This window comes from Salinibacter altiplanensis (genome assembly GCF_002894645.1).
Lineage (GTDB): Bacteria > Bacteroidota > Rhodothermia > Rhodothermales > Salinibacteraceae > Salinibacter > Salinibacter altiplanensis.
Genome location: NZ_NCQY01000009.1, coordinates 485,947 through 507,614 on the forward strand (window position 1 = coordinate 485,947; position 21,668 = coordinate 507,614).

The 21,668-nt window shown below is 66.0% G+C and carries 17 protein-coding genes; 12 read left to right on the plus strand and 5 right to left on the minus strand.

Annotated features, from left to right (window positions below):
- The first annotated feature begins 184 nt into the window (after nt 1–184).
- The 6 genes from B7R93_RS05240 (at nt 185) to B7R93_RS05265 (ending at nt 6,259) form a co-directional block, all read left to right on the plus strand.
- Entirely contained in the window at nt 185–1,408 is a 1,224-nt protein-coding gene (locus tag B7R93_RS05240; RefSeq protein ID WP_232798044.1) for an arylsulfotransferase family protein, read from the plus strand.
- A 131-nt stretch (nt 1,409–1,539) separates the two neighbouring features.
- Entirely contained in the window at nt 1,540–1,812 is a 273-nt protein-coding gene (locus B7R93_RS05245; protein WP_103019754.1) for a hypothetical protein, read from the plus strand.
- A complete protein-coding gene (locus B7R93_RS05250) occupies nt 1,809–2,195 on the plus strand; it encodes a hypothetical protein (protein WP_103019755.1) in 387 nt (128 codons plus the stop codon). Before B7R93_RS05245 ends, B7R93_RS05250 begins: the two co-directional genes overlap by 4 nt.
- Entirely contained in the window at nt 2,192–3,274 is a 1,083-nt protein-coding gene (locus B7R93_RS05255) for a sulfotransferase (RefSeq protein ID WP_103019756.1), read from the plus strand. The genes B7R93_RS05250 and B7R93_RS05255 overlap by 4 nt, the downstream gene beginning before the upstream one ends.
- Nucleotides 3,275–3,308: 34 nt before the next feature.
- Complete coding sequence (locus tag B7R93_RS05260; protein ID WP_103019757.1) at nt 3,309–4,298, plus strand: hypothetical protein; 990 nt, start codon at nt 3,309–3,311, stop codon at nt 4,296–4,298.
- A 338-nt stretch (nt 4,299–4,636) separates the two neighbouring features.
- Nucleotides 4,637–6,259 (plus strand): sodium/sugar symporter, encoded by a 1,623-nt coding sequence (locus B7R93_RS05265; RefSeq protein WP_103019758.1) that lies wholly within the window; start codon nt 4,637–4,639, stop codon nt 6,257–6,259.
- A 117-nt stretch (nt 6,260–6,376) separates the two neighbouring features.
- Here the strand turns inward: B7R93_RS05265 and fsa are convergent, their stop codons facing one another.
- Together fsa and tkt are read right to left on the minus strand one after the other, a co-directional pair.
- Entirely contained in the window at nt 6,377–7,057 is a 681-nt protein-coding gene (fsa, locus tag B7R93_RS05270; RefSeq protein WP_103019759.1) for a fructose-6-phosphate aldolase, read from the minus strand.
- 115 nt (nt 7,058–7,172) lie between these two features.
- On the minus strand, nt 7,173–9,203 hold the full coding sequence (gene tkt / locus B7R93_RS05275; protein WP_103019760.1) for a transketolase: 2,031 nt from the start codon (nt 9,201–9,203) through the stop codon (nt 7,173–7,175).
- Nucleotides 9,204–9,883: 680 nt separating this feature from the next.
- Between tkt and B7R93_RS05280 the strand changes: the two genes are divergently transcribed.
- Both B7R93_RS05280 and B7R93_RS05285 read left to right on the plus strand, forming a co-directional pair.
- A complete protein-coding gene (locus tag B7R93_RS05280) occupies nt 9,884–10,477 on the plus strand; it encodes an SAM-dependent methyltransferase (RefSeq protein ID WP_232798045.1) in 594 nt (197 codons plus the stop codon).
- A 136-nt stretch (nt 10,478–10,613) separates the two neighbouring features.
- Nucleotides 10,614–11,069, plus strand: a complete 456-nt coding sequence (locus B7R93_RS05285) for a hypothetical protein (protein WP_103019762.1) — start codon at nt 10,614–10,616, stop codon at nt 11,067–11,069.
- Here the strand turns inward: B7R93_RS05285 and B7R93_RS05290 are convergent.
- Both B7R93_RS05290 and B7R93_RS05295 read right to left on the minus strand, forming a co-directional pair.
- On the minus strand, nt 11,053–12,168 hold the full coding sequence (locus B7R93_RS05290) for an alkaline phosphatase D family protein (RefSeq protein ID WP_103019763.1): 1,116 nt from the start codon (nt 12,166–12,168) through the stop codon (nt 11,053–11,055). The genes B7R93_RS05285 and B7R93_RS05290 overlap by 17 nt on opposite strands.
- 54 nt (nt 12,169–12,222) lie before the next feature.
- Entirely contained in the window at nt 12,223–13,737 is a 1,515-nt protein-coding gene (locus B7R93_RS05295) for a calcineurin-like phosphoesterase C-terminal domain-containing protein (protein ID WP_103019764.1), read from the minus strand.
- A 208-nt stretch (nt 13,738–13,945) separates the two neighbouring features.
- Here B7R93_RS05295 and recG point away from each other — a divergent pair, with 208 nt between their 5' ends.
- Both recG and B7R93_RS05305 read left to right on the plus strand, forming a co-directional pair.
- The gene (recG, locus tag B7R93_RS05300; protein ID WP_103019765.1) at nt 13,946–16,048 is read left to right on the plus strand and encodes an ATP-dependent DNA helicase RecG; all 2,103 of its coding nucleotides are present in this window, start codon (nt 13,946–13,948) and stop codon (nt 16,046–16,048) included.
- 212 nt (nt 16,049–16,260) lie between these two features.
- The gene (locus tag B7R93_RS05305; protein WP_232798046.1) at nt 16,261–16,719 is read left to right on the plus strand and encodes a PEGA domain-containing protein; all 459 of its coding nucleotides are present in this window, start codon (nt 16,261–16,263) and stop codon (nt 16,717–16,719) included.
- A gap of 167 nt (nt 16,720–16,886) precedes the next feature.
- On the opposite strand, the gene B7R93_RS05310 is transcribed toward B7R93_RS05305, so the two are convergent.
- Nucleotides 16,887–18,503 carry a T9SS type A sorting domain-containing protein gene (locus B7R93_RS05310; RefSeq protein ID WP_103019766.1) on the minus strand — a complete coding sequence of 539 codons (1,617 nt, stop codon included), beginning with the start codon at nt 18,501–18,503 and terminating at the stop codon, nt 16,887–16,889.
- 675 nt (nt 18,504–19,178) lie between these two features.
- On the opposite strand from B7R93_RS05310, the gene B7R93_RS05315 reads away from it, so the two are divergent.
- The gene (locus tag B7R93_RS05315; RefSeq protein WP_103019767.1) at nt 19,179–20,444 is read left to right on the plus strand and encodes an MraY family glycosyltransferase; all 1,266 of its coding nucleotides are present in this window, start codon (nt 19,179–19,181) and stop codon (nt 20,442–20,444) included.
- A gap of 39 nt (nt 20,445–20,483) precedes the next feature.
- Nucleotides 20,484–21,662, plus strand: a complete 1,179-nt coding sequence (locus tag B7R93_RS05320; RefSeq protein ID WP_103019768.1) for a nucleotidyltransferase domain-containing protein — start codon at nt 20,484–20,486, stop codon at nt 21,660–21,662.
- The last annotated feature ends 6 nt before the right edge of the window (nt 21,663–21,668 follow it).

Below are 21,668 nucleotides of genomic sequence, written 5' to 3' on the forward strand. Positions count from 1 at the left end.
GCTGGTCGCCGCTCATGTGCAGTCCTTGGGCTCAAGATTGGCGAGTCGCATTCAGACTTCGTTCCCTCACACGGTCGTAACGTTTCAGAGAAGATGATTGCGTTCGTGTCTAAATTCTGCCTACTTTTGTTCCAGAACTACTAAGCTTCAGCCAAGCGTTTTTCTTTCCTCTGTCTCTTTCTGGATGCGAGCAGCTTCGAAGATCTGGTTCGTCGTTTCAGTTGCACTGCTGGCCTTTCTGGTCGGATTCGCGATCCGGGCGACCCGGGTGCCCCCGAATGATTTCTTGAAGCAGGCGTGGATGCAGGCCCGGTCGACGGTCGAGCCTCCTACCTTCTTGAAGCCGAGGGTGCACGATCGCAGCGGCGTCCGGTTCAAACAGCCAGACGCGATGCAGGACGGCACAACTCTGCTTACCTCCACCTGGAAGGGACCGGAGGGATGGTCCCCGCGGATTCGCCTCATCAATCGGACCGGCGACGTCCTCCACGAGTGGCGGGTTGACGAGACGGCTCTCTTCGCCGACTCCCTCGCCGTGGGTCGGAAGCATTACCTTCACGGATCCCACCTGCTTCCCAACGGCGATGTGCTGTTCAACGTGGAGCACGGGGGGACGGCACGCGCAGACGCCTGTGGAGACGTGAAGTGGCGATTGCCCATCGGCACCCACCACTCGATCGACCGGGCTGCGGATGGATCGTTTTGGATATCCGACATCACTCAGTCTCCCCGTCAGACGGACCGCGCCGTTCCTGGCGAGGCCCCAGGCCTCAAGACGGCGTATCTCGACCGGCTCACGCGCGTTTCCGCGGACGGACAGGTGCTCCGCACCATCAACGTACTCGAGGTGCTCTACGCCAACGATTTGGCCCGCTACATCAGCAAGTCTTTCATCGGTGGTCAGGTGGAAGACTCTGCGGCTCGCCTGCCGGGAACAGACCCAACGCACCTTAACGATGTGGAGCCGTTGTCCCCTTCCATGGCCGACGCGTACCCGCTGTTCGAGGCAGGCGACCTGCTGGTCTCCCTCCGCAACGTCCATCTCGTGTTCGTCCTTGACCCCGAGACGGAGACGGTGAAGTGGCACGCCTCGGATCCGTTCATCATGCAGCACGACCCTGACTTTATCGGCGACGGCTGGATTGGGGTCTTTGATAACAACCGAGACCTCACGACCCGGGGCACCATGCAGGGGGGAAGCCGCGTCTGGGCCATTCAGCCCCATACGGACTCCACAGAGGTGCTCTTCCCAACCCCGAAGTCCGATGCCTTCTACACAGAAGCTGGGGGGGAAATGGCAGATGCTGAGCAACGGGAATTTGCTTTTAACCGAAAGCCACACGGGACGAATAGTGGAGGCTGCCCCGGATGGCCGTACGGTTTGGGAATGGACCCATCCTCCTCATAACGAATCGATGGTCCCGGCGGTACAGGAGGGCACCCGGTACGACCTGTCCCCCAACGAGATTAACGACTGGCCCTGCTCTTCGGAAGACTTCGTTCGAACCCCAACACCAGAATAGCTCAACCGACATTGCTATGACCCTAGCATCGACGGCCCGATTTCTCGTCGCCCTTGTTGGCTTCACGGTCCTGTGCCTGGCGATTCCGGAAAGCGCGTACGCTTACGGAGGCCCGGGGAGCGTCATCTCAGGCATCGGGGCCCTGCTCGCAGCGATTGTGGCTCTTCTCGCCTCCCTCTTCGGCTTCATCTGGTTTCCGCTGAAGCGTCTTTTCCTGAGCACGACCGACGAGGAAGAGCAGACGGCCTCCGCAACTTCCCCTTCGGACAAGCATTCGTCGACCGAATGAATATCGTCCTCGCCGCTGGTGTCGTGGTCGGCTTTGCCGCCATCCTCGAACGCCTCGGGCTGCCCACCTGTGCCCGTGAAGTAGGAGAACACAGCACCACCTGCCTCGAGGTGCTGCGGGACGACTCCTTGAGCGACGCGGCGAAGGAGACCGCCCTGCAGGACCGTGCCCGGCAGCTGTTCGGCCTTTTCGGCCGCTTGACAGGGGGGAGTGTCTTGGCCCTCGGCCTTCCCTTGGGAGGAGTATGGCTTCTCGGCTCCGCCGGTGTGGGGTCGTTTGGCGAGACCCTCGCCACCCTACAGCGGGTCGATTTTCTCATCGTCACGACGGCCGTGGGGCTGCTCGCATACGTCCTCGCTCCGTACGCTCGCGCATCATCATGACCTTCGAGGACCGCTACGGATGGCTCGATCGGCTCCTCCACCGCACGGCCTTCCGGGCCGGCACGGCCCAGCACGCCCTCTCCGACGTAGAGGAGATTCTATACCGGGACACCCTCGACGGCATTTCCATCGACGACCCGGTCTTCATTACGGCGCTCCCCCGCTCAGGCACGACCATTCTGCTGCGTCTGTTGTGGAATACGGGTCGGTTTGCGGCGCACACGTACCAGGACATGCCGTTTCTGCTGTGCCCCTTGTTCTGGGACCGGTTCTCCGACCAGTTCGACGGGGGCACCGAAACGACCGAACGGGCCCACGGCGACGGACTTGAGGTCTCGGGCAAAAGCCCAGAGGCCTTCGAGGAGATGATCTGGAAGCACTTCTGGCCGGACGCGTACCGCGGAGACCACATCCAGCCCTGGTCGGCCGACGACCACGAGCCTGCGTTCGACGCGTTTTACGAGTCCCACATGTGCAAGGTCGTGGCAGTCCGGCGGGACTCTCCCTCGGCCGATCTGCGCTACCTCTCGAAGAACAACCTCAACATCGCCCGCCTCGGGGCGCTGCCCCGGCCGCTCCAGAGCGGCACGGTTCTGGTTCCTTTTCGTGCCCCCCTCCAGCAGGCGGCCTCCATGCTCCGGCAGCACGAGCGCTTCCTCCAGCTTCACGACGACGATGATTTCGTGCGGGAATACATGGAGGCCATCGGGCACCATGAATTTGGGAAGGGCCTCTGCCCCATCAATTTCGGCGGCTGGGTCGACGACGCCCCCGAGCCCACACGTCTTGCCTTCTGGGTCCAGTACTGGATCGCTGCCTACCAGCATGTGCTGGCTCACACTGACGAAGATACGATCCTTCTCTCGTACGACCGTCTCGTTGACGAACCGCACACCGCGCTTTCTCGTTTGTCCGGCCTCTTGTCTCTCAAGACGCCCTTTCTTTCCGACCAGGCTGACCAGTTGCGTCCGCCCCGCTCTCATTCTGTCGACACCACCACACTCTCTCCCGAGACGCGCCAGCGCGCCTCCGCGCTGCACGAGAAGCTAAAGCAGCGTGCACTCTCTCAATCTCGGTAGCCCTCTCCTCTTTCGTTCGGCTCTTCGGGCCTTCATGCTCCAACGGTTTTCCGATGCCCTCTTTTCCCTCCGTGCCCGTTGGACTCGGTTTGCCAATAGCAGGATAGGAACGTGGATCTTGACCGGCCTCCGCTGGCTGTTCGTGGGCGGGATCGTGGCGTATCTGGGCTACGAGCTCACGACCATCGGATGGGGCACGGTGGCACGGTCCCTCCCCACGACGCCCTGGTTCTACATCCTGCTGCTTCTCATGTACGGCACCCTACCGCTCACGGAGGCGGTCCTTTACGGCACGGCCTGGGGGGCCCGCTCCCGTGATCTCCTGCCGGTCCTCTTCCGAAAGCGGGTGCTCAACAACGATGTGCTCGGCTACTCCGGCGAGGCCTACTTCTACCTATGGGCCCGCCGCGAGACCAACCTGGGCACCGGCACGGTGCTCCGGACCGTGAAGGACAACGTCGTCATCTCCTCGGTCGCATCCACCAGCGTGGCCTTTGGGCTACTGGCCGTGTTTTTCCTCACCGGCCAGATCGAGCTGCTCCGGCAGTACCTGCCGTCGGAGGCCTATACGCTCGGGGCCAGCGCTGCAGTGCTGATCATCCTTGCAAGCGTCGTCGTGGCCTTTCGGCGCTCCCTCCTGTCTCTCCCCTCGTCGTTGCTCTGGCTCTTCGCCGCCGGCCACTTCGCCCGCTTCGTCCTCAACAATGGCCTTCAGGTCACGCAGTGGGCCGTGGTGATCCCCGAGGTGTCGGCCGGCACCTGGATCACACTACTCGCGCTGTACATCGTGGTCCAGCAGGTTCCGTTCGTGCCCTCCCGGAGCCTCGTGTTCGTAAGTGCCGGGGTAGGCCTGTCCGGCCCCCTCCAGATTCCAGAGGCGCCCCTCGCCAGCATGCTCCTTGCCCAGAGCCTGCTCGACCGTGGACTCAACTTTCTCGTCTACACGGGCACGACCGCCGCCGAGGCGGTGGGGGACGATGCGGAAACCCTCGACGACCTGTCGATCCCCAAAGAGATCCGCTGACGCCTCCAGGTCCAGGCATTCGAGGCCACAGGCGCTTTCCCACCGCCCGCCCACATCATCGAGGCGCCGTACGGGGACTGGGGGCGAGGCGATCGCTCGAAGGCAGGCCGCCGCTCCACGCACCAACGGTCGGGGGGGCAACCTCCTCGCCTGCAACTGTCAACGGGGCGTCTCCACCGTGCACCTGGCATCTGGGGCTGCACCGCTGTTTCGTCCGCCCCAACAGAAGGGGGGCTCCTTGCGCCTGCGCCTCGGAAGCACTTTTTTGGAGGCGCTCGCCCGCAGTCGAAAGCACGCGCCCACGTCTCGCCCCCCGTTCCACGACCGAACACGGATGCATGGACTCCGCCGCCGTCGCGTTTACGACGCTGGATTACCTCATCTTCGGCGTCTACCTCGTCGTCATCGTCGGGCTCGGCCTCTGGGTCTCTCAGGAAGAGGAGGGCGAGGAAAAGGACAGTGCCGACTACTTCCTGGCCGGCAAGGCACTTCCGTTCTGGGCGATTGGGTCTTCGCTAATCGCGGCCAACATTTCCGCCGAGCAGTTTATCGGCATGAGCGGATCGGGCTTTCGGGTGGGCCTGGCCATCGCGTCCTACGAGTGGATGGCCGCGGTCACCCTGCTGGTAATCGCCTGGTTCTTTCTTCCCATTTACCTGGAGAAGGGAATCTACACGATGCCGCAGTTTCTAGAGCAGCGCTACGACGGACGGGTGCGGATGCTGCTTGCCATCTTCTGGCTGCTGGTGTACGTGTTCGTGAACCTCACCTCGGTGCTCTACATGGGCGGCCTCTCGATCAACGTGATCATGGGCTTACCACTCTGGGCATCGGTCCTCGGGCTCGCCCTCGTCGCCACCGCCTACAGCCTGTACGGCGGCCTGAAGGCCGTGGCCTGGACCGACGTGGTGCAGGTGGTGGTGCTGGTCGGCGGGGGGCTCCTCACGACCTGGGTCGCGCTCGACGCCTACGGCGGGAGTGATGCCGGGGTCATCGGGGGGCTCACTCAGCTCATGGGCGACGCCTCAAGTCGGTTCAACATGATTCTGTTCGAGGGGGAACTGATGTACCGCAACGACGAGGGCCAGCTGCAGGACGCCTATCAGCTTCTTCCCGGCCTGAGCGTGCTGTTCGGAGGCCTCTGGGTGGCCAACCTGTTCTACTGGGGCTGCAATCAGTACATCATCCAGCGCGCCCTGGCGGCCAAGAGCCTGAGGGAGGCGCAGCGCGGGCTGGCATTTGCCGGCTACCTGAAGCTGCTCCTTCCCCTGATTGTGGTGGTGCCGGGCATCGTGGCCTACGCGCTGGACGCGCCGATCCAGCGGGGCGACGAGGCCTACCCGTGGCTGCTGGGCGAGTACGTGGGCTCAGGCTTCCGCGGGCTGGCCTTCGCGGCCCTGGTGGCGGCGATCATCTCCTCGCTGGCCTCGATGATGAACAGCGCCTCTACGATCTTCACGATGGACCTCTACCGCAACTACACCGGCCGGGAGGCGGTGTCCGAGCGGCGCCTGGTGCGGATCGGGCGGATCGTGGCGCTGGTGTGCATCGTGGTGGCCACGGCCCTGGCCCCACAGCTGGCCGACCTCGACCAGGTCTTCCAGTACATTCAGGAGTACACCGGGTTTGTGAGCCCGGGAGTGCTGGCCATCTTCGTGCTGGGGCTGTTTTGGAGCAAGGCAACCCCGAACGCGGCCCTGGTCTCGGCGGTCCTGAGCATTCCCCTCTCGGCGGCTTTCAAGGTCTGGACGCCAGGAATTGCGTTCCTGAACCGGATGCTGATCGTGTTCTTCGTCTCGGGGGCCTTGATCGTCGCGATCTCCCTACTGGAAAACAAAGGCGAGGACCACCCGAAGGCGATCGACGTCGGGGACATCGAGCGCGGACGGGATCCAGTCTACAACGTGGCGGCCTTCGGCATCCTCGCCATTGCCGCCGCCCTCTATGCCTTCTTCTGGTAGGCCCCTCGCTCCTGCATGGCGCGTGCGCGGAAGAGAATTGTCCCAAGATGTCCCCGCGGGCCCGCAGCGCGGTCGTAAGCGTATCGGCGGGCCGTCGGGGACGTGCGGGATCGTCCTCTATGCCGTCGTGGTCGCGGGCTCCTCTTCCTGGGTTTCCTTGTAGTCCTCCCAGTCCGCCAGGAAGCGCTCCAGCCCGCGGTCCGTCAGCGGGTGCTCCAGCAGCTTCGTCATCGTCTCGAACGGCATCGTCGCCACGTCCGCCCCGGCCAGGGCCGCGCGCTTCACGTGGGTCGGGTGCCGAATCGACGCGGCGAGGATGTCGGTCTCGAAGGCGTAGTTGTCATAAATCGCTGCGATCTCCTCGATCAGGCCCATCCCGTCGGACGAAATGTCGTCGATGCGCCCGATGAAGGGACTGATGTAGTCGGCCCCGGCCTTCGCCGCCACCAGCGCCTGCGTCGGCGAGAAGCAGAGCGTGCAGTTGGTCCGGATGCCCTCCTCGTCGAGGGCACGCAGCGCCTTGATCCCGTCTTTGATCAGCGGAATTTTGACGACGACGTTGTCGTGGATCTGGGCCAGGGTGTGGGCCTCCTCCATCATGCCGTCGAAGTCGGTCGCCGTCACCTCCGCGGAGATGTCTCCGTCGACGGTCTGGCAGATCTCCAGCACGCGCTCGTGGAAGTCGACGTTGCCCTCTTCTTTGACGAGCGAGGGGTTTGTGGTCACCCCGTCGAGCACGCCCATGTCGTTCGCTTCGCGGATCTCTTCTAGGTTGGCGGTGTCGACAAAAAATTTCATACTGGGTCGGGTGTTGTTGATGTAGAAACGTGTCGTTCTGCGAACTCGGGCAACGGAACGTGGACAGGAGGCCGGCCCTCGCTCCACCGGGGGGCAGCCGGGCGGCCTCGTGCCCCTACCCCTTCACCAACGAACGGGCCTCCTCGGCGACCCGCTCGGCGGTTAGGCCGTATTTTTCCATGACGGTCTCGCCGGGCGCCGACGCCCCGAACCGGTCCACCCCAATTGCTCCCCCCTCGGGGCCGACATACCGGGCCCACCCCTGGGTAACTCCTGCCTCGATCGAGACGCGCGCCCCCACCGACGGCGGAAGCACCTTCCGCCGATACGTCTCCGACTGGGCCTCGAACAGCTCCCACGAGGGCATCGACACCACTCGCGCCCCAATGCCGTCCTCCTCCAGCTGTCGAGCCGCCTGGAGGGCGTGCTGCACCTCGCTCCCCGTCCCGATCAGCACCACGTCCGGCTGCCCCGTCGCCTCCCGCAAAATGTAGGCGCCCCGGTGCAGCCCTTCCGCCGTCGTCAGCTCCGCCCGGTCCACAGTCGGGAGCGTCTGCCGCGTCAGGACCAGCGCCGTCGGCCCGTCCGTGCGGGCCACCGCCGCGGCCCACGCCTGCACCGCCTCGTTTGCGTCGGCCGGCCGGATGACCGTCACGCCCGGGATTGCCCGCAGCGCCATCAGGTGCTCCACCGGCTGGTGCGTCGGCCCGTCTTCACCGAGCCCAATCGAGTCGTGGGTAAACACGTACACGACCGGCTGCTCCATCAGGGCACTCAGCCGAAGGGACGGCCGCAGGTAGTCGCTGAAGATCAGGAAGGTCCCGGCGTAGGGCTGGATGCCCCCGTGCAGGGCCATTCCATTGGAGATGCCCGCCATCGCGTGCTCCCGCACCCCGAACCGGAAGTAGCGCCCCTCCGGACGGTCCTTCTGGAAGTCCGCCCGGCCCTCCACGTCGGTCTTGTTCGACCCGGTCAGGTCCGCCGACCCCCCGATCAGGTAGCCCACCTCCGGGGCCAGTTCCTCGAGGGTGAGGCCGCTGGCCTTGCGGGTGGCCATCTGCTCCCCCGTCTCGGCCGTGGCCTCGAAGGTGGGCAGCGCCTCTTCCCACCCCTCCGGCAACCCCCGGTTCATCCACCGCTCCAGCCGGGCGGCCTGCTCGGGGTAGGCCTCCTCGTACTCTTCGAGACGCCCCTCCCACTCCTCCTGAAGCGCCGCCCCCTCTGCAACCGCCTCCCGCATGTGCTCACGGGCCGCGTCGGGAACGTAGAACCGCTCGTCGGTCGGCCAGCCGAGGGCCTCCTTCGCCAGGCGCACCTCCTCCTCCCCCAACGGGGCCCCGTGGGCCGCGGCGGTGTCCTGCTTGTTCGGGCTTCCGTAGCCGATGTGGGACTTGACCCCGATCAGGGACGGCTTCTCGGAGACGGCATTGGCCTCTTCAATTGCGGCGTCGACCGCCGAGAGGTCGTTGGCATCTTCAACGTAGGTGACGTGCCAGCCGTACGCCTCAAACCGACCGGCCACGTCCTCGGTGAAGGCCAGGTCGGTGGACCCGTCGATCGTGATGTCGTTGTCGTCGAAGAAATAGGTCAGCGTGCCCAGCCCGAGGTGGCCCGCCAGGGAGGCCGCCTCCTGGGAGATGCCCTCCATCAGATCCCCATCGGAGCAGATTGCATAGGTCCGGTGGTCAAAAAGCGGGAAGCCCTCCTCGTTGAACTCGTCGGCCAGGAGCCGCTCGGCGATCGCCATCCCAACCCCATTGGCAAAGCCCTGCCCAAGGGGACCGGTCGTCGTCTCCACCCCGTCTGTCAGATGGGCCTCCGGGTGGCCCGGCGTCTGGCTCCCCCACTGCCGGAAGTTTTTGAGCTCCTCCATCGGCAGGTCGTAGCCGGTCAGGTGGAGGAGGCTGTACAGAAGCATCGAGGCGTGGCCCGCCGACAGCACGAACCGGTCCCGCCCCGGCCATTCCGGATCGGACGGATTGTGCCGCAGGTGGCGTTTCCACAAGACGTAGGCCACCGGCGCCAGCCCCATCGGCGTCCCGGGGTGCCCACTCTCGGCCCGCTGCACCGCATCGGCCGACAGAAACCGGATGGTGTTGATCGTTTGGGTTTCGATGTCTGTCTCTTCAAGAAGGTCCGTGGCCATGAAGTGCTATGCTGTGTATCAGGGTGTGTCGTCAAACGATGCCTCCGGAGAACGCGCTGTGCCTCGACGTGTGCTGCCTGGGTGTGTGCTGCCTGGGTGCGGGGAGACCGCCTCCTCTTTTCACTGCGGACACGCGTACGGGAATGCACTCCGTTCTGTCCCGTTCGGCCTGGAGAGGTTACAAAAGACGAGCGCTCCCGTTCTCCGATAAGACCGGGCAGTCGCCCGATTCCGCCCCGGAAAAACATCTCCGGGGGCGAATGGGCCTCAGCCCGTCCCTGCCGGCATGCGGCTCACCATGCCGTTCGCGGTCCGCATCGGGCCCCCAGGGCATCCCGGACGTGGCTTCGTGCCGACGTTTGTTTGCACGGGACAGGCATTGGACCGGTGGTATGATACGGGTCGGACCCGTGGAATTCGATTACTTTTCCGTGATCCGTCCGTCCGCGGGCATCTCTCGCAGGGCCTCTGGGGCTCGGGACCTGCCATCCCCTTGCCTCGTTTGTGGACAGTGAGACCCAGGCAGACTGCCCGACGCATCCGGTCTCCACATCCACGTGCGCCTCTCTTCCGCCCGGTTCTCTTCCCCAATGCCCTGCTTTCGTCCCGCAACACTCTCTCTCCTCACGGGCCTGTTCGTCCTTTGGGCTGCTCTGCCTCAGCATGGAGCCGCCCAGACGGTGGATCCCCTTCCCCCGAGCCTGCAGGAGGAGTCTCTGGCCGAGTCGGCCGTCATCTCGGACTCGGACACCGTTGAGAAGGACGCCCCGTACGTCTCCACATCACAGCGCGTCGTCAACCAGATGCTTGAGGCGGCCAACGTAACCAGCGACGACGTGGTGTTCGACCTCGGAAGCGGCGACGGACGCATCCCGATTGCCGCCGCCCAGCAGCACGGGGCCCGTGGCGTCGGGGTCGAGATCGATCCGGACCTGATCGCCAAGGCGCGTGAAAACGCAGAGACGGCCGGGGTGTCCGACCGGGTCGAGTTTCGGCAGGGGGACCTGTTCGAGGCCGACCTGAGCGACGCGACGGTCGTGGCCCTGTATCTGTGGCCGGAGATCAACGTGAAGCTGCGCCCGAAGCTGCTTCGGGCGCTCGACCCTGGGGACCGGATCGTCTCACACGACTTCCGGATGGGGGACTGGGAGCCGGACCGCGTGGTCGACCTCGGGCCGGGCAAGATCGGGCAGGAGACGGTCTACCTCTGGGTCGTCCCGGAGTCGATTCCGGAGGACCTGCTGGACATCAGCGACGAGGTGGAGGTGCAATAGCCGACAAAGTGGCGCGGCCGACGACGGCACCACGGCCCCGCACGTTCGTCCCTCCGCGTTCCTTCATCCTGTTTGCCCGTACGGCGCTATGGGGCTACACTCGTTTTCGCCTGCCGTCCCCCTTCTGCCCGCTCCCATGCTGCCTCGCCTCGCACTCCTAGCCGCACTGCTCGTCGGGCCCGGTCTCCTCGGGGGTGGGGCGAGCTGTGGGGCCACCGCTTCTTCTTCCCCTCCATCGGCCGTCACAGGCGATGCGTCCGCCCTCGACACGGCCCGGGTTGGCCGGGTCGACGTGCCCGCCCGGATCGCGCCCTCCGACACCCTGCAGGTTCACCTCTCCGGCACCGTCGGCCCCAACGGCTGCTACGCGCTCGCCCGCATCGAGACGGTCCGCACGCCGGGCCAGGTGACCGTGACGCCGCTGGTGCAGCCCCCGACGGCGGACGACCAGGCGTGCACGATGGCGGTCGTGCCGCTCGACACGACGTACGCGGCCAATCCGCCGTTCGAGCCGGGCCGCCTCTCCATAACAGTGCCTCAGAGAGACCGCTCCCCCGTAACGGACACGATTACGGTCACGGATCAGCCGTGACCGTGCCGGCACCCTGCCCGGTCGACGGCCGCAGCGCCGAGAGCTGGAGAGTATGGTCGAGCAGCGTCTCGTTGCCAATGCCGCGCACCTCAAACCGAAGAGAGACGGGCTCGGCCTCCCAGCCGATTGTCACGAGCCCGTAGTTGAGCGCCGCGACGAGCGGCCCCACCCGATGGGGGTTCGGCTCGTCGCCGGGAGAAGCATGGTGCGTAAGCCCGCTGGAGGTGAATTCGTAGAGGGGGTAGTCGAGCGCCTTGTCGTGGCGGGAGAGCTCGGCGTGGTGACGATCCCCGCTCAGCAGGACAACGCCCGGCACGTCCGCACGGTCGAGGACCCGGAAAAGCCGCTCCCGGGCCCGAGGGAAGTTGGCCCACTTCTCCCACGGATGCTGGTCGGACACGGCCTGGATGCTGGTCCCGATGAGGTGCACTTGCGCGGTGCTCCCGCGGAGCTCCTCCTCCAGCCACGCCCACTGCTCATCCCCCAGGACATCGCCCCCCTCGTTCGGAAAGTAGCGCTGCTCGGTGAGCGGGTCTCGCGTGAGCGGGGCCCGGTGGTAGCGCGTGTCGAGCAGGATGACCTTCACGCGCTTCCCGGGCGGCCCGTAGGTATGGGCGCTGTAGACGCCCTCCCGCTTTCGGCGCGGGTGGTCCTCCGGCACACCCATGAAATCGAGGAAGTGTGCCTGACTGCGGTTCCGCTTCGGGTAGGAGCGGCCCGCGTCGTTGGCGCCGTAGTCGTGGTCGTCCCACGTGCCGATGACTCGCGTCGACTCGCGGAGCGCCCGGTAGCCGGGCTGGCGGCGCTGGCGGGCATACATCGAATCGAGGGCAGCCATGTCGGCCGTGTCCCCGTAGATGTTGTCGCCCATCCAGACCCAGAGGTCGGGCTCGACGGCCTGGATGGGCTCCCAGAGGGATTGCGGGCGGGCCTGGTCATTGCACGACCCGAAGGCAATGCGCGTGATCGGCGTCTGGGTCTTCACCTCATCGGTGGACGAGGAGGGCTCCGACTCGGTGCACCCAACCCCGACCAGTCCCCACCCCAGGAGGATGAGAACTCCGACGAAATGCGCCCGTGAGATCGATCGTCCGTACATGCGAGGAAGGGGGGGTCGAGAACACGGCGAGAGTTCTTTCGAAGAGTGGAGCGCTCATCCCCTGTCCGAGGAAAGGCGGGCCACGTAGGTGCGCCCGAAGGGGTCGGTGGCCTCCACGCGGACCCGATTGGCGTCCGGGTTGGCGGGGGCGTAGTACAGATGGGCAGTCGGCTCGGGCTCCACCCACGTGTGGGGGGTCGGCTGGTCGTCGCCCGCATGGAGGCGTCGGCTCATCGGGTCGAGCCCCACGCGGCGGGCCATGGGGCCGGTGCGAATGCCATCCTCGTACCAGACGACCGTCCAGTCCTCGGTGGCATCCCAGACGTTGGCGACCCACTCGTCGGGCGCCTCGGGGTCGGCCCCAACCGGGTACGTCCGCATCTGGTAATCGGCGGCCCCGCCGGTGGTCTTGTAGCGCCACTCGACGGAATCGCCGTTTACCTCGTACACCGCGTAGCCTTTGGGCGTGCCGTCGTAGCAAATCGGGCCGGTCCACCACGCGCCACACACCGTGCCCACCACGTGCTCGTGCGGCCCGTCGGCAGAGCGGTGTTCGTTCTCGTGGACGTGCCCGCTGATGATGTGGGCGTCGAAGGGGGCGAGCAGGTCATAAAGCGCGGCCCGGTTCCCGATCCGCCCCCGGACCGACGGGCTCGCCTCCCCGCGCCGCTGGTAGGTGGTGCTCAGCGGCGGAATGTGCGTAAGCACCACCACCGGCCGGCCCTCCTCGACGAGCCCGAGGTCCTGCTCCAGCCACGCAAGCTGGACGGCGTCGAGGTGGCCGTGGTAGTCGTCCGTCTTGCGCCCGAAGCCGTCGCTCCCCGGCCAGTACACGTCGTCGAGCACGACGTAGTGGACGGCCCCGCGGTCGAACGAGTAGTACTCGGGGCCGAAGTGCCGGCGGAAGGTGGCCGTGGAGCCCGGATCGCCCGGCGCGTCGAAGTTGAGGTCGTGGTTGCCTACCGCCTGGACGAACGGGAGGCCCATCTGCCGAACCGCCTGTTCGTAGCCGGAGAAGAGCGACAGGTCGTCGAACACGAGGTCCCCCCCGCCCACCCCGAAGACCGGGCGGTCGCCGAGCGCCTGCACAGTGTCGCGCACGTCCGGCACCGTCTCGTCCCGAAACTGCTGCATCTCCGCCTCCGTCCGGGCCTGCGGGTCGGCCAGAAAGAGAAACGCGTGCTGCGTGTCGTCGCGCTCCAGCGGCGCAAGCCGAAACGACGCCGTCGCCGTGTCCCCGCTCGCTGCGTCGAGCGGTTCGTAGAAGCGCGCGGTCCCGGTCTCGTGGGTGGGCAGCCGGTACCCGCTCGGCACCGACAGGTACACGAACGGGCGACGGGGCGAGGCCGCCAGTTCGTAGCGCCCGTCGCCGTCGGTCTGCGTGACCGTGACGCCGTCGGTGACAGGCACCCCCTCGATGCCGCCCTCCGGCCCCGTCACGCGGCCGGTGACCGTCACGGCCCGTCGGTCGGGGCCCAGGCGGGGCGAGGCGGCGGCCACGCCGGGCACGCTGAGGGCGGCGCCGGTGAGGCTCAGGTACTTGAGGAAGTCGCGGCGGGACGGAGGCATAACCGTGGAGGTGAGGCTAGACAGCAATGTGCTCACAGAGTGATGCCTGTAAAAGGCACTTACAAAATGTAGGCTCGCGGCGGGAAAATCATTATCGCAGCGTTATCGTCTGCCCTGTGGTTGCCGTGTGCCGTGCTCTCGGGAACGCCGCCCTACGATCAGTGTGAGAAGGAACGCACACATCATTTGCACACCTGCCCGCTCCTGAATGAGTGAAGAGTTTCTACAGCAGGACGTCCGCTACGTCAAGGGCGTCGGCGAGAAGCGGGCCGACGTGTGGGCCGAGCAGCACGGCGTGCGCACCGTGCACGACCTGCTGCGCTTCTACCCCCGCCGCTACCTCGACCGCACGACCGTAACCCCGGTGCGGCGACTCCAGGAAGGCCCCAACCCGATCACCGTCGTCGGCACCGTGCAGTCCGTCAACGTGGTGCCCAGCAACAATCAGAAACGCCTCGAGATCATCCTAGAGGGGGAGCAAGGCGGGCGCATGAAGGGCACCTGGTTTCAGGGCGTCTGGTGGGTGCGGAAGGCGTTCGACGAGGGCGACCGCGTGGCCTTCCACGGCACGGTGGAGAAGTACGGCCGCTGGCACTCGATGACCCACCCCGACTTCGACCGTCTGAACGACGAGGGCCCGCTGCTCGACACCGGCCGCATCGTGCCGCTCTACCCGGGCGGAGAGGCAATGAGCAACGTCGGCCTCACGAGCCGAACCGTGCGGCGCGTCCTGTACAACCTGTTCAAGGAGCACGGCCTGAAGCTCTCCGAGACGATGCCCGACTGGATCGTCGACGGGCACGACCTGATGGAGGGCCGCGTGGCGCTGCGCGCAATCCACTTCCCGAAGAGCCAGCAGGAGCTCTCGCGGGCGCGGCGGCGGCTCAAGTTTGAGGAGCTCTTTTTCATTCAGCTCCTGCTGGCCCAGATGCACGAGCGGCAGGACGAGGTGGCCGGCCCCGCGTTCGACGATCCCGGCGAATACACGGAGGGATTTGTCCGCGAGGTGCTGCCCTTTGAGCTGACCGGCGCCCAGAAGCGCGTCCTGCGCGACATCATCGGCGACGTGCAGACGGGCACCCAGATGAACCGCCTCCTCCAGGGCGACGTGGGCAGCGGCAAGACGGTCGTCGCCGTGGCGGCCATGATGCACGCCTACGACAACGGCTACCAGAGCGCCTTCATGGCCCCCACCGAGATCCTCGCCGAGCAGCACCACGCCAACCTGCAGGACTACCTCCGCCCGCTGGGACTGGAGCCGCGCCTGCTCATTGGGAGCCAGACGAAGGCGGAGCGGGAGGCAGCGCTCCGGGCCGTCCGCAGCGGCGAGAGCCCCATCGCCGTCGGCACGCACGCCCTCATCCAGGACGCGGTCGCGTTCGACCGGCTCGGCCTCGCGGTGGTCGACGAGCAGCACCGCTTCGGGGTGGCCCAGCGGGCCGAGATGTTCGAGAAGGGCGAGCGGCCCCACATGCTCCTTATGACCGCGACGCCCATCCCCCGCTCCCTCGCGCTCACGCTGTACGGCGACCTCGACGTGTCGAAGATCGACGAGATGCCCCCGGGGCGCAAGCCGGTCGAAACGCGCCTGCGGGCCGAGAAGCGACGAGGAGAGGTGTACGCCTTTCTGCGGGACCGGCTGGAGCAGGGCGAGCAGGCATTCGTGGTGTACCCGCTCGTGGAGGAGAGCGAGAAAATGGACCTCAAAGACGCGGAGAGCGGCGCGGAGGAGTTGGGAGAAAAATTTCCGGACTACACGGTCGGCCTTGTCCACGGCCAGCTCTCGGCCGACGACAAGGACGCGACGATGCGCCGCTTCAAGGCGGGCGAGATCGACCTCCTCGTGGCCACAACGGTGATCGAGGTGGGCGTCGACGTGCCGAACGCCACCGTGATGCTCGTGGAGCACGCCGAGCGCTTTGGCCTCAGCCAGCTGCATCAGCTGCGCGGCCGGGTGGGGCGGTCCGACCAACAGAGCTACTGCGTCCTCATGGCCAGCTACAAGCGGAGCCAGGAGGCGAAGCAGCGCCTGGAGGCGATGGCACGCACGAACGACGGCTTCGAGATCAGCGAGACGGACCTCCAGATCCGCGGGGCGGGGGACTTCTTCGGCACCCGCCAGAGCGGCATGCCCGACCTCAAGATCGCCGACCTCACCGAGGACGATGAGATCCTCGAGGATGCCCGCGAGGCGGCCTTCGCCCTCATCGAGAGGGACCCGCACCTCCGGGCCGACGACCACGACCGGCTGCGCCGACGCTACGAAGAGGACTACGCCGAACACGGCCTCGGCTTTGCGCGGGTGGGATAAGGAGCGCCCAAGGACCAAACGCCGAGCCCCGCCTCCGCCGTTACGCGAACTTGGGGCTCATCTGCCCCGTCCCCGATTGCACAAACAGGCCTCGGTCTCCGGTGTCCCATTTGGCAGATCGCTTCCCCAAAGTGTCCTTCAGGGACCCTTCGTCCACGTACGAGGTAGGACCCGAAAACATCTCTTGAACGAATGTCGCAGTTGGCACACGGATGGCTGGTGACGCACCGTCCTCGGAGGAGCCGTCTTCTCCTCGATCGGGCCAGGGCTCTCCATCTTGGGAACCGTACCGGCCGCCCCAGAAAGGTGGGGGCAGCGTCCTGCGCCGGTACGCGTTCTCGATTACAGTGGGGATCGCGGCCCTCGCGGCTGGGGCTCTCATCTATTTCGCCCCCACGCGCCTCGCCCCCGAACAAAGCGCGTCTTTACCGACCAGCGACGAGCGCCGGGCGACCCTGTCGGTGTCCTCCGAGCCCCCCGGCGCCGTGGTGATCGTCGGGGCCGATACCGTTGGCACGACCCCCGTCAACAATCATCGCCTCTCACCGGGCGCCTACCTGGTGACGGTCGACCAGCAGAACTCCGGGAGCCGCGATACGGTCGTCACGCTGTCCCCCGGCGAGTCCACGGCGTTTACGTCCCGCTTCTCTCAGGGAGAGCCGTCCCCGTGACCCGACGTGTGGGGGTCGCATGTGTGGGGGTGAGCCGCGGGAGGCTCTGCCTGCGCCGACATCGCAGCCCGGGACGCCCAGGCGGTCGTCTTGCATCTGCATAAGCAGCAGCGCGCTCGCACAATAATCAGCAGCGCGCTCGTACAGGGGCCTCATCGGGACGTCTCCTACCGAACGACCGTCAGTTGTCGCGTCTGCCGGAACGGCCCGGCCCGCATGCGCACAAAGTACTTGCCGCTCGGCAGCGTGCCCGCGCCCACCCGGGCTCGATGAACTCCGGTCTCGTGCTTCGCGTCCACCAGCTGCGCAACGCGTCGCCCGAGCACATCATAGACGACAATTGAGACGTCCGACTGCTCTGGGAGCGTATACTCCAGCTCGGCGCTTCTGCGAACCGGATTGGGGCTGGCCTTCCCAAGCCGAAACTCTTCCGGGGCTGGGGCGGCCGTGACGCCGATCCGACCCGTCGACTGCTGAATCTGGGCGGTGGGCTGTGCCGCCGACAACACGTGGCGCTGCGTCCCGGCCGAAATCTCGAGCCGTCGGTCGCCCCCGTCGGTCTCCAACTGCACCTCTACCGGGAAGGCCGCGCCCTGAATCTGTACGGCGTGCTCCGTCGACGACGCCTTGCCCGACGCAAGCGGTGCCGCCGCGTGCCCGCTCGCAAACCGTACGTCGAACACCTCGCCCGGGGGAACGGGAGGCAGCTCCGATCGGCGGCGCTGCGGGTCGGTCAGTCCTTCCCTCAACCGAAGCGTAGACTGCCGTCCCCCAGCGTCTACGATCGAGAGGCGCGTCACGTCCGCCGGACCGTCGCCGGAGGTCTCCGGACCATCCACCAGCGTCCCTTTGGCCCCCGAGACGTCGATCGTCCCGGCCTCGGCGGCCTTGACCCAGTACCCCTCCCCCGGCCGCAGCACCGGCGTGGACGTGTACCCCTCCCCAGCCGGAAGACGAAAGACCTCCGACGTCAGAATGGCGGCGGGAGACGTAGCCACCGCCGCCACGGACACCGTGTCGTCGAGCCCCCCAATCAGGTTCCAGCCCGCCTTCACCTCGATGGAGGAGGACGCCACCTCTCCCGTCACAGTGGTGCTATCCGGCTGGCATTCCACCGCGGCCCCGGTGCCCGCAGCCAAAGACTCCCCGCCCGCAATGGACGTGTATCCTTCCCCAGGGACATACAGAAACCCCCCCGAGCATTCTGGAAAGAGGGTGTCGAACGACGCATCCGACGCCACCGGGACCGAGACAAAGTTCCACCCTTCCGCCAGCGTGATTGCCCGCGTCACTGTCTCAACGGGATCGGGCTGAAAGCTCGTCACCGTGTGGTACGTCCCGTCCGCGTAGTCTCCCTCGGCACAGACCGACACGCCGACGTCCTCACACGCGGCAAAGGCGGCCGGGCCCAGGTCGACGGCGGTTTCCTCCGAGACATCAAACACCTCGAACTGCAGCGACGCCCCGGACGCGTAGCCGTCCGGGGAGACGTCAATCGAATCCGACCCCGCAGCAGCGAGCGTGGCCCCCTCTCCGTCCATCCACACCCCGTAGCCCGCACATGTCCCCTCATCCGTGTACACCGCGATGGTGTCCCCCGCCGCCACCGGCTTTTCATCCGGAAGAGACGGAGCGGGCTCCGCCGGAACGTGGACCGTCGCGTTGTCCACGTTCGTGACGCACTCCACGGCGTAGGTGAACGACTGGCCCAGAACCATGTCGGGCAGCAAGGCACCGGCCCCGAGAAGGACCACCAACGCCGAGACAAACGGACGAGCAGGCATCTCTTGTTGTGAGCCTATGGATTACTTGTTTTGCTCTTTAGACTCACAATATTCGTTCCCAATGCTCTCTTGTAGGTGAGAAAAGCTCTGTGATCGCGGGGTAGGCGGACCGTTCCAGGATCCCAGACGCCCTACTGATCAGCGCTTACCGGCCCGAAAAGCCCCCTGCGCCGACGAGAGCACGCCTGTGGGACACGTCGAAGCCTACGCTTCTGACACCGAAATTTTAATCTTTAGGAGTATCTATTTCACGATTCTCGTTTCCTATTGCCCGACGTGCTTTCGTTTCGAAATTCCGCCCTCGTCGGAGCGACGCCTCGGCGGGGGAGCAGGCCTCTAGGAACGGCCGGCAGGGCGACACGCCGTCCCCTTGCGCCGCCCCCTTCGTCTTTTCACCGCCCTTTTTTGCTCTTTGGGCTGATTTTGTTGCCGTTGACAATCCAGATGTACCCCACTTGAGGTAGTATTTTGATACTCTTCGTGCTCCAAAGATAGGCGCACGTCCCCTCTGGATGCTTATCTGCTCTCGCGCGTGGCTCCCTATTCTTGTAGGTGCTTGTTTCAAGCGAACCTCGACCGGACAGGCAACACTGGGACGCGGGTGCGTCCCGAAGCACACGTCTTCGTTGCCGTCGGTCGTCCGCCTCGCCTCTCCGAGTTCGCGCCACGCGATTCATGGCCACACCTCTGGTTTTTGGACTTGTCGGAAGCATGGTCGCCGGGGGGCTGGTGACGGTGTTTCTCACCGGCTTCGTGTCCGAGCAGGCCCCTCGCCTTGGCCTGCTGGACCGCCCGACGCAGGCCCGAAAGGTCCACACCCGCACCACGCCGACGGGCGGCGGGCTCGCAATCGCAGTGGGACTGACGACGGGGCTCGGGCTGCTCTGGGGCTTCTGGGGGGCGTTTCCCGAGGCCGTTCAGTCCCTCTCGTTCTGGGGCGGGGCGGCGGTGATGCTCGCCACAGGATTCTGGGACGACCGGCACGCTCTCGACGCAAAGGGCAAGTTTGCCCTCCAGCTCGGGGCCGCCTACCTGCTCCTCCACTCCGGCACGGTCCTGCCGCTTCCAGGCGGGGGGCCCGACTCGCTCACAACCGGCGTGGCTGCCAGAGCGCTTCCTTTCACCGAGGCCCTTTACGTGATCCCACTGTCGATGCTCTGGGTCGTGGGCATCATCAACGCCATCAACCTGATAGATGGCCTCGACGGCCTGGCGACGGGCATTCTCGGCATTGCGTTCTTGTCGTGCGCCGTTCTCTTCGGGTTCAAAGGAGAGGTCGGACTCATGGCCGTCGGCGTCGTGACCGCGGGGGCCCTGGTCGGCTTCCTGCCGCACAACTTCAAGCCTGCCTCCATCTTCATGGGGGACGCCGGGAGCCTCTTCCTCGGCTACCTGCTGGCCGGGTACACGCTTCAGGGCCCCCTTCATCCCGATCCCGCCCTCGCACTCCTCATCCTTCCCATTCTTCTGGGCGTCCCCATCCTGGACACCGGAACGGCGATTGTCCGCCGCGCCCTCTCGACCCGTACCATTTTTGCCCCGGATCGTCGCCACGTCCACCACTGCCTGGTCGACCAGGGCTCGGAGCGAAGCGCCGTGCTCACGCTGTACGGCGTTGGGGGCTGGTTTGGGAGCGCGGCCGTGCTGATGGGCGTGCTGCCTGCGGTGTGGGGGTACCTGTTGGCAAGCAGCACCGCAGTAGTCGCCCTCGTGTGGGCCTGGCATCTCGGCTGCCTTACCCCCATGCCGGCCGCCAGCGACGAGCGCACCCCCCCACGTCCCACCGGCGTGCTTGCCGAGAAGCCGCTTTCCATGCCGGCCGACATCATGGACCCGGAGCACGCGGCGTCGATGGGGGACGATGCCCCCTCATCGGACACCGACCACGCCCCGCCGGCCCGTGAGCGGGATGCGGAGGCAGCCCCCACCACCGTCCCGTAGGCGGCCCCAACTCCTTCTCACCTTCTCACTGCAGGGCGTATGGCGACTTCCCTGTTGTCTCCCTCGACCAAGACCGCTATTCTAGAGGATCCATCCTCCTCTAGTGCCCAGGCCGTTGCGTCTACGGAGATGTCCGATTCCGACGCCTACGCACTTGTTCGGACCTGTCTTTCGCACCGGTGCAGTGCAGCACGGCGCGAGACGGCCCAGTCGCTCCTCGAGTCTGGTGTGGATTGGGGGGCCGCCCAGCGCCTGGCGCGTTGGCACCGCGTGCTCCCCCTTTTCCTTCACAACGTGACGGAGCTGCTCGGCCCCGAGCTTCCTTCTGCGATGCGTGAGCAGATTCGGGACCATCGACGGGGCGTTCGCATCCGCAACACATTTTTGGCCCAGGAGCTCAGCCGCGTATGTCAGCGGTTCGACGACGCAGGGCTCCCGCTTCTGGTCATGAAAGGCCCCGTGCTTGCCCAGGCCGCGTACGGCGACATTGCCCTGCGGCACTCCGTGGACGCGGACGTGGCGATTCCCAGCGATCAGTTTTCCGAGGCCGACCGTCTCCTGAAAGACCTCGGGTACGAGCACGCGTCGAAGCGCACCGGAATGTGGGAATGGCAGGCGTCTCTGTCTCGCTACCTCGACGGCCAGTGGGAATTTACGCGGGGGGACACATTTACCCTGGACGTGCACACGCGGCTGATGCCGCCGGGGTACTCATTCCCCCCCGACTTTCAGTCCTTCTGGGAGCGAGCACGGCCCGTTCAGCTCGGCGATACGGGTTCGGTTCCGGGCTTCTCCCCGGAGGATCGGCTCCTGGTGCTGGTCCACCACGGGATCAAAAATCAGTGGCGGGCCCTGCGCCACGTTGCCGACATTGCCGCCGTTGTCCAGCGAGAAGACGATCTACAATGGGAACGGCTGCTCGCCCGGGCAGAACGGATGGACGCCGCCCGTGCCCTGAAGCTGGGTCTGTACATGGCCCACGACCTCTTGGGGGGGATGCTCCCGGACCGGGTCCACGACTGGGCCTCAGGGCCACCGGTGCAGAACGTCGCCGCTCCTCTACAAGAGTACCTGGCGAACCGGCCCGAACGACAATCCCTCCCATACGGGGCGCGCGTGCAGATGCAGCTCGCGACGAAAGACACCCTTGCGGGCCAGGTCCGCTACGGCGCCCACTCGCTTCTGCAACATTTGTGGTCCGCAGTGCTTAGGTCTTAAGCCCAT

Coding starts and splice junctions, on each gene's coding strand:
- B7R93_RS05240 (WP_232798044.1), top strand. CDS start 185: ATGCGAGCAGCTTCGAAGATCTGGTTCGTCGTTTCAGTTGCACTGCTG.
- B7R93_RS05245 (WP_103019754.1), top strand. CDS start 1,540: ATGACCCTAGCATCGACGGCCCGATTTCTCGTCGCCCTTGTTGGCTTC.
- B7R93_RS05250 (WP_103019755.1), top strand. CDS start 1,809: ATGAATATCGTCCTCGCCGCTGGTGTCGTGGTCGGCTTTGCCGCCATC.
- B7R93_RS05255 (WP_103019756.1), top strand. CDS start 2,192: ATGACCTTCGAGGACCGCTACGGATGGCTCGATCGGCTCCTCCACCGC.
- B7R93_RS05260 (WP_103019757.1), top strand. CDS start 3,309: ATGCTCCAACGGTTTTCCGATGCCCTCTTTTCCCTCCGTGCCCGTTGG.
- B7R93_RS05265 (WP_103019758.1), top strand. CDS start 4,637: ATGGACTCCGCCGCCGTCGCGTTTACGACGCTGGATTACCTCATCTTC.
- fsa (WP_103019759.1), bottom strand. CDS start 7,057: ATGAAATTTTTTGTCGACACCGCCAACCTAGAAGAGATCCGCGAAGCG.
- tkt (WP_103019760.1), bottom strand. CDS start 9,203: ATGGCCACGGACCTTCTTGAAGAGACAGACATCGAAACCCAAACGATC.
- B7R93_RS05285 (WP_103019762.1), top strand. CDS start 10,614: ATGCTGCCTCGCCTCGCACTCCTAGCCGCACTGCTCGTCGGGCCCGGT.
- B7R93_RS05290 (WP_103019763.1), bottom strand. CDS start 12,168: ATGTACGGACGATCGATCTCACGGGCGCATTTCGTCGGAGTTCTCATC.
- B7R93_RS05295 (WP_103019764.1), bottom strand. CDS start 13,737: ATGCCTCCGTCCCGCCGCGACTTCCTCAAGTACCTGAGCCTCACCGGC.
- recG (WP_103019765.1), top strand. CDS start 13,946: ATGAGTGAAGAGTTTCTACAGCAGGACGTCCGCTACGTCAAGGGCGTC.
- B7R93_RS05305 (WP_232798046.1), top strand. CDS start 16,261: ATGGCTGGTGACGCACCGTCCTCGGAGGAGCCGTCTTCTCCTCGATCG.
- B7R93_RS05310 (WP_103019766.1), bottom strand. CDS start 18,503: ATGCCTGCTCGTCCGTTTGTCTCGGCGTTGGTGGTCCTTCTCGGGGCC.
- B7R93_RS05315 (WP_103019767.1), top strand. CDS start 19,179: ATGGCCACACCTCTGGTTTTTGGACTTGTCGGAAGCATGGTCGCCGGG.
- B7R93_RS05320 (WP_103019768.1), top strand. CDS start 20,484: ATGGCGACTTCCCTGTTGTCTCCCTCGACCAAGACCGCTATTCTAGAG.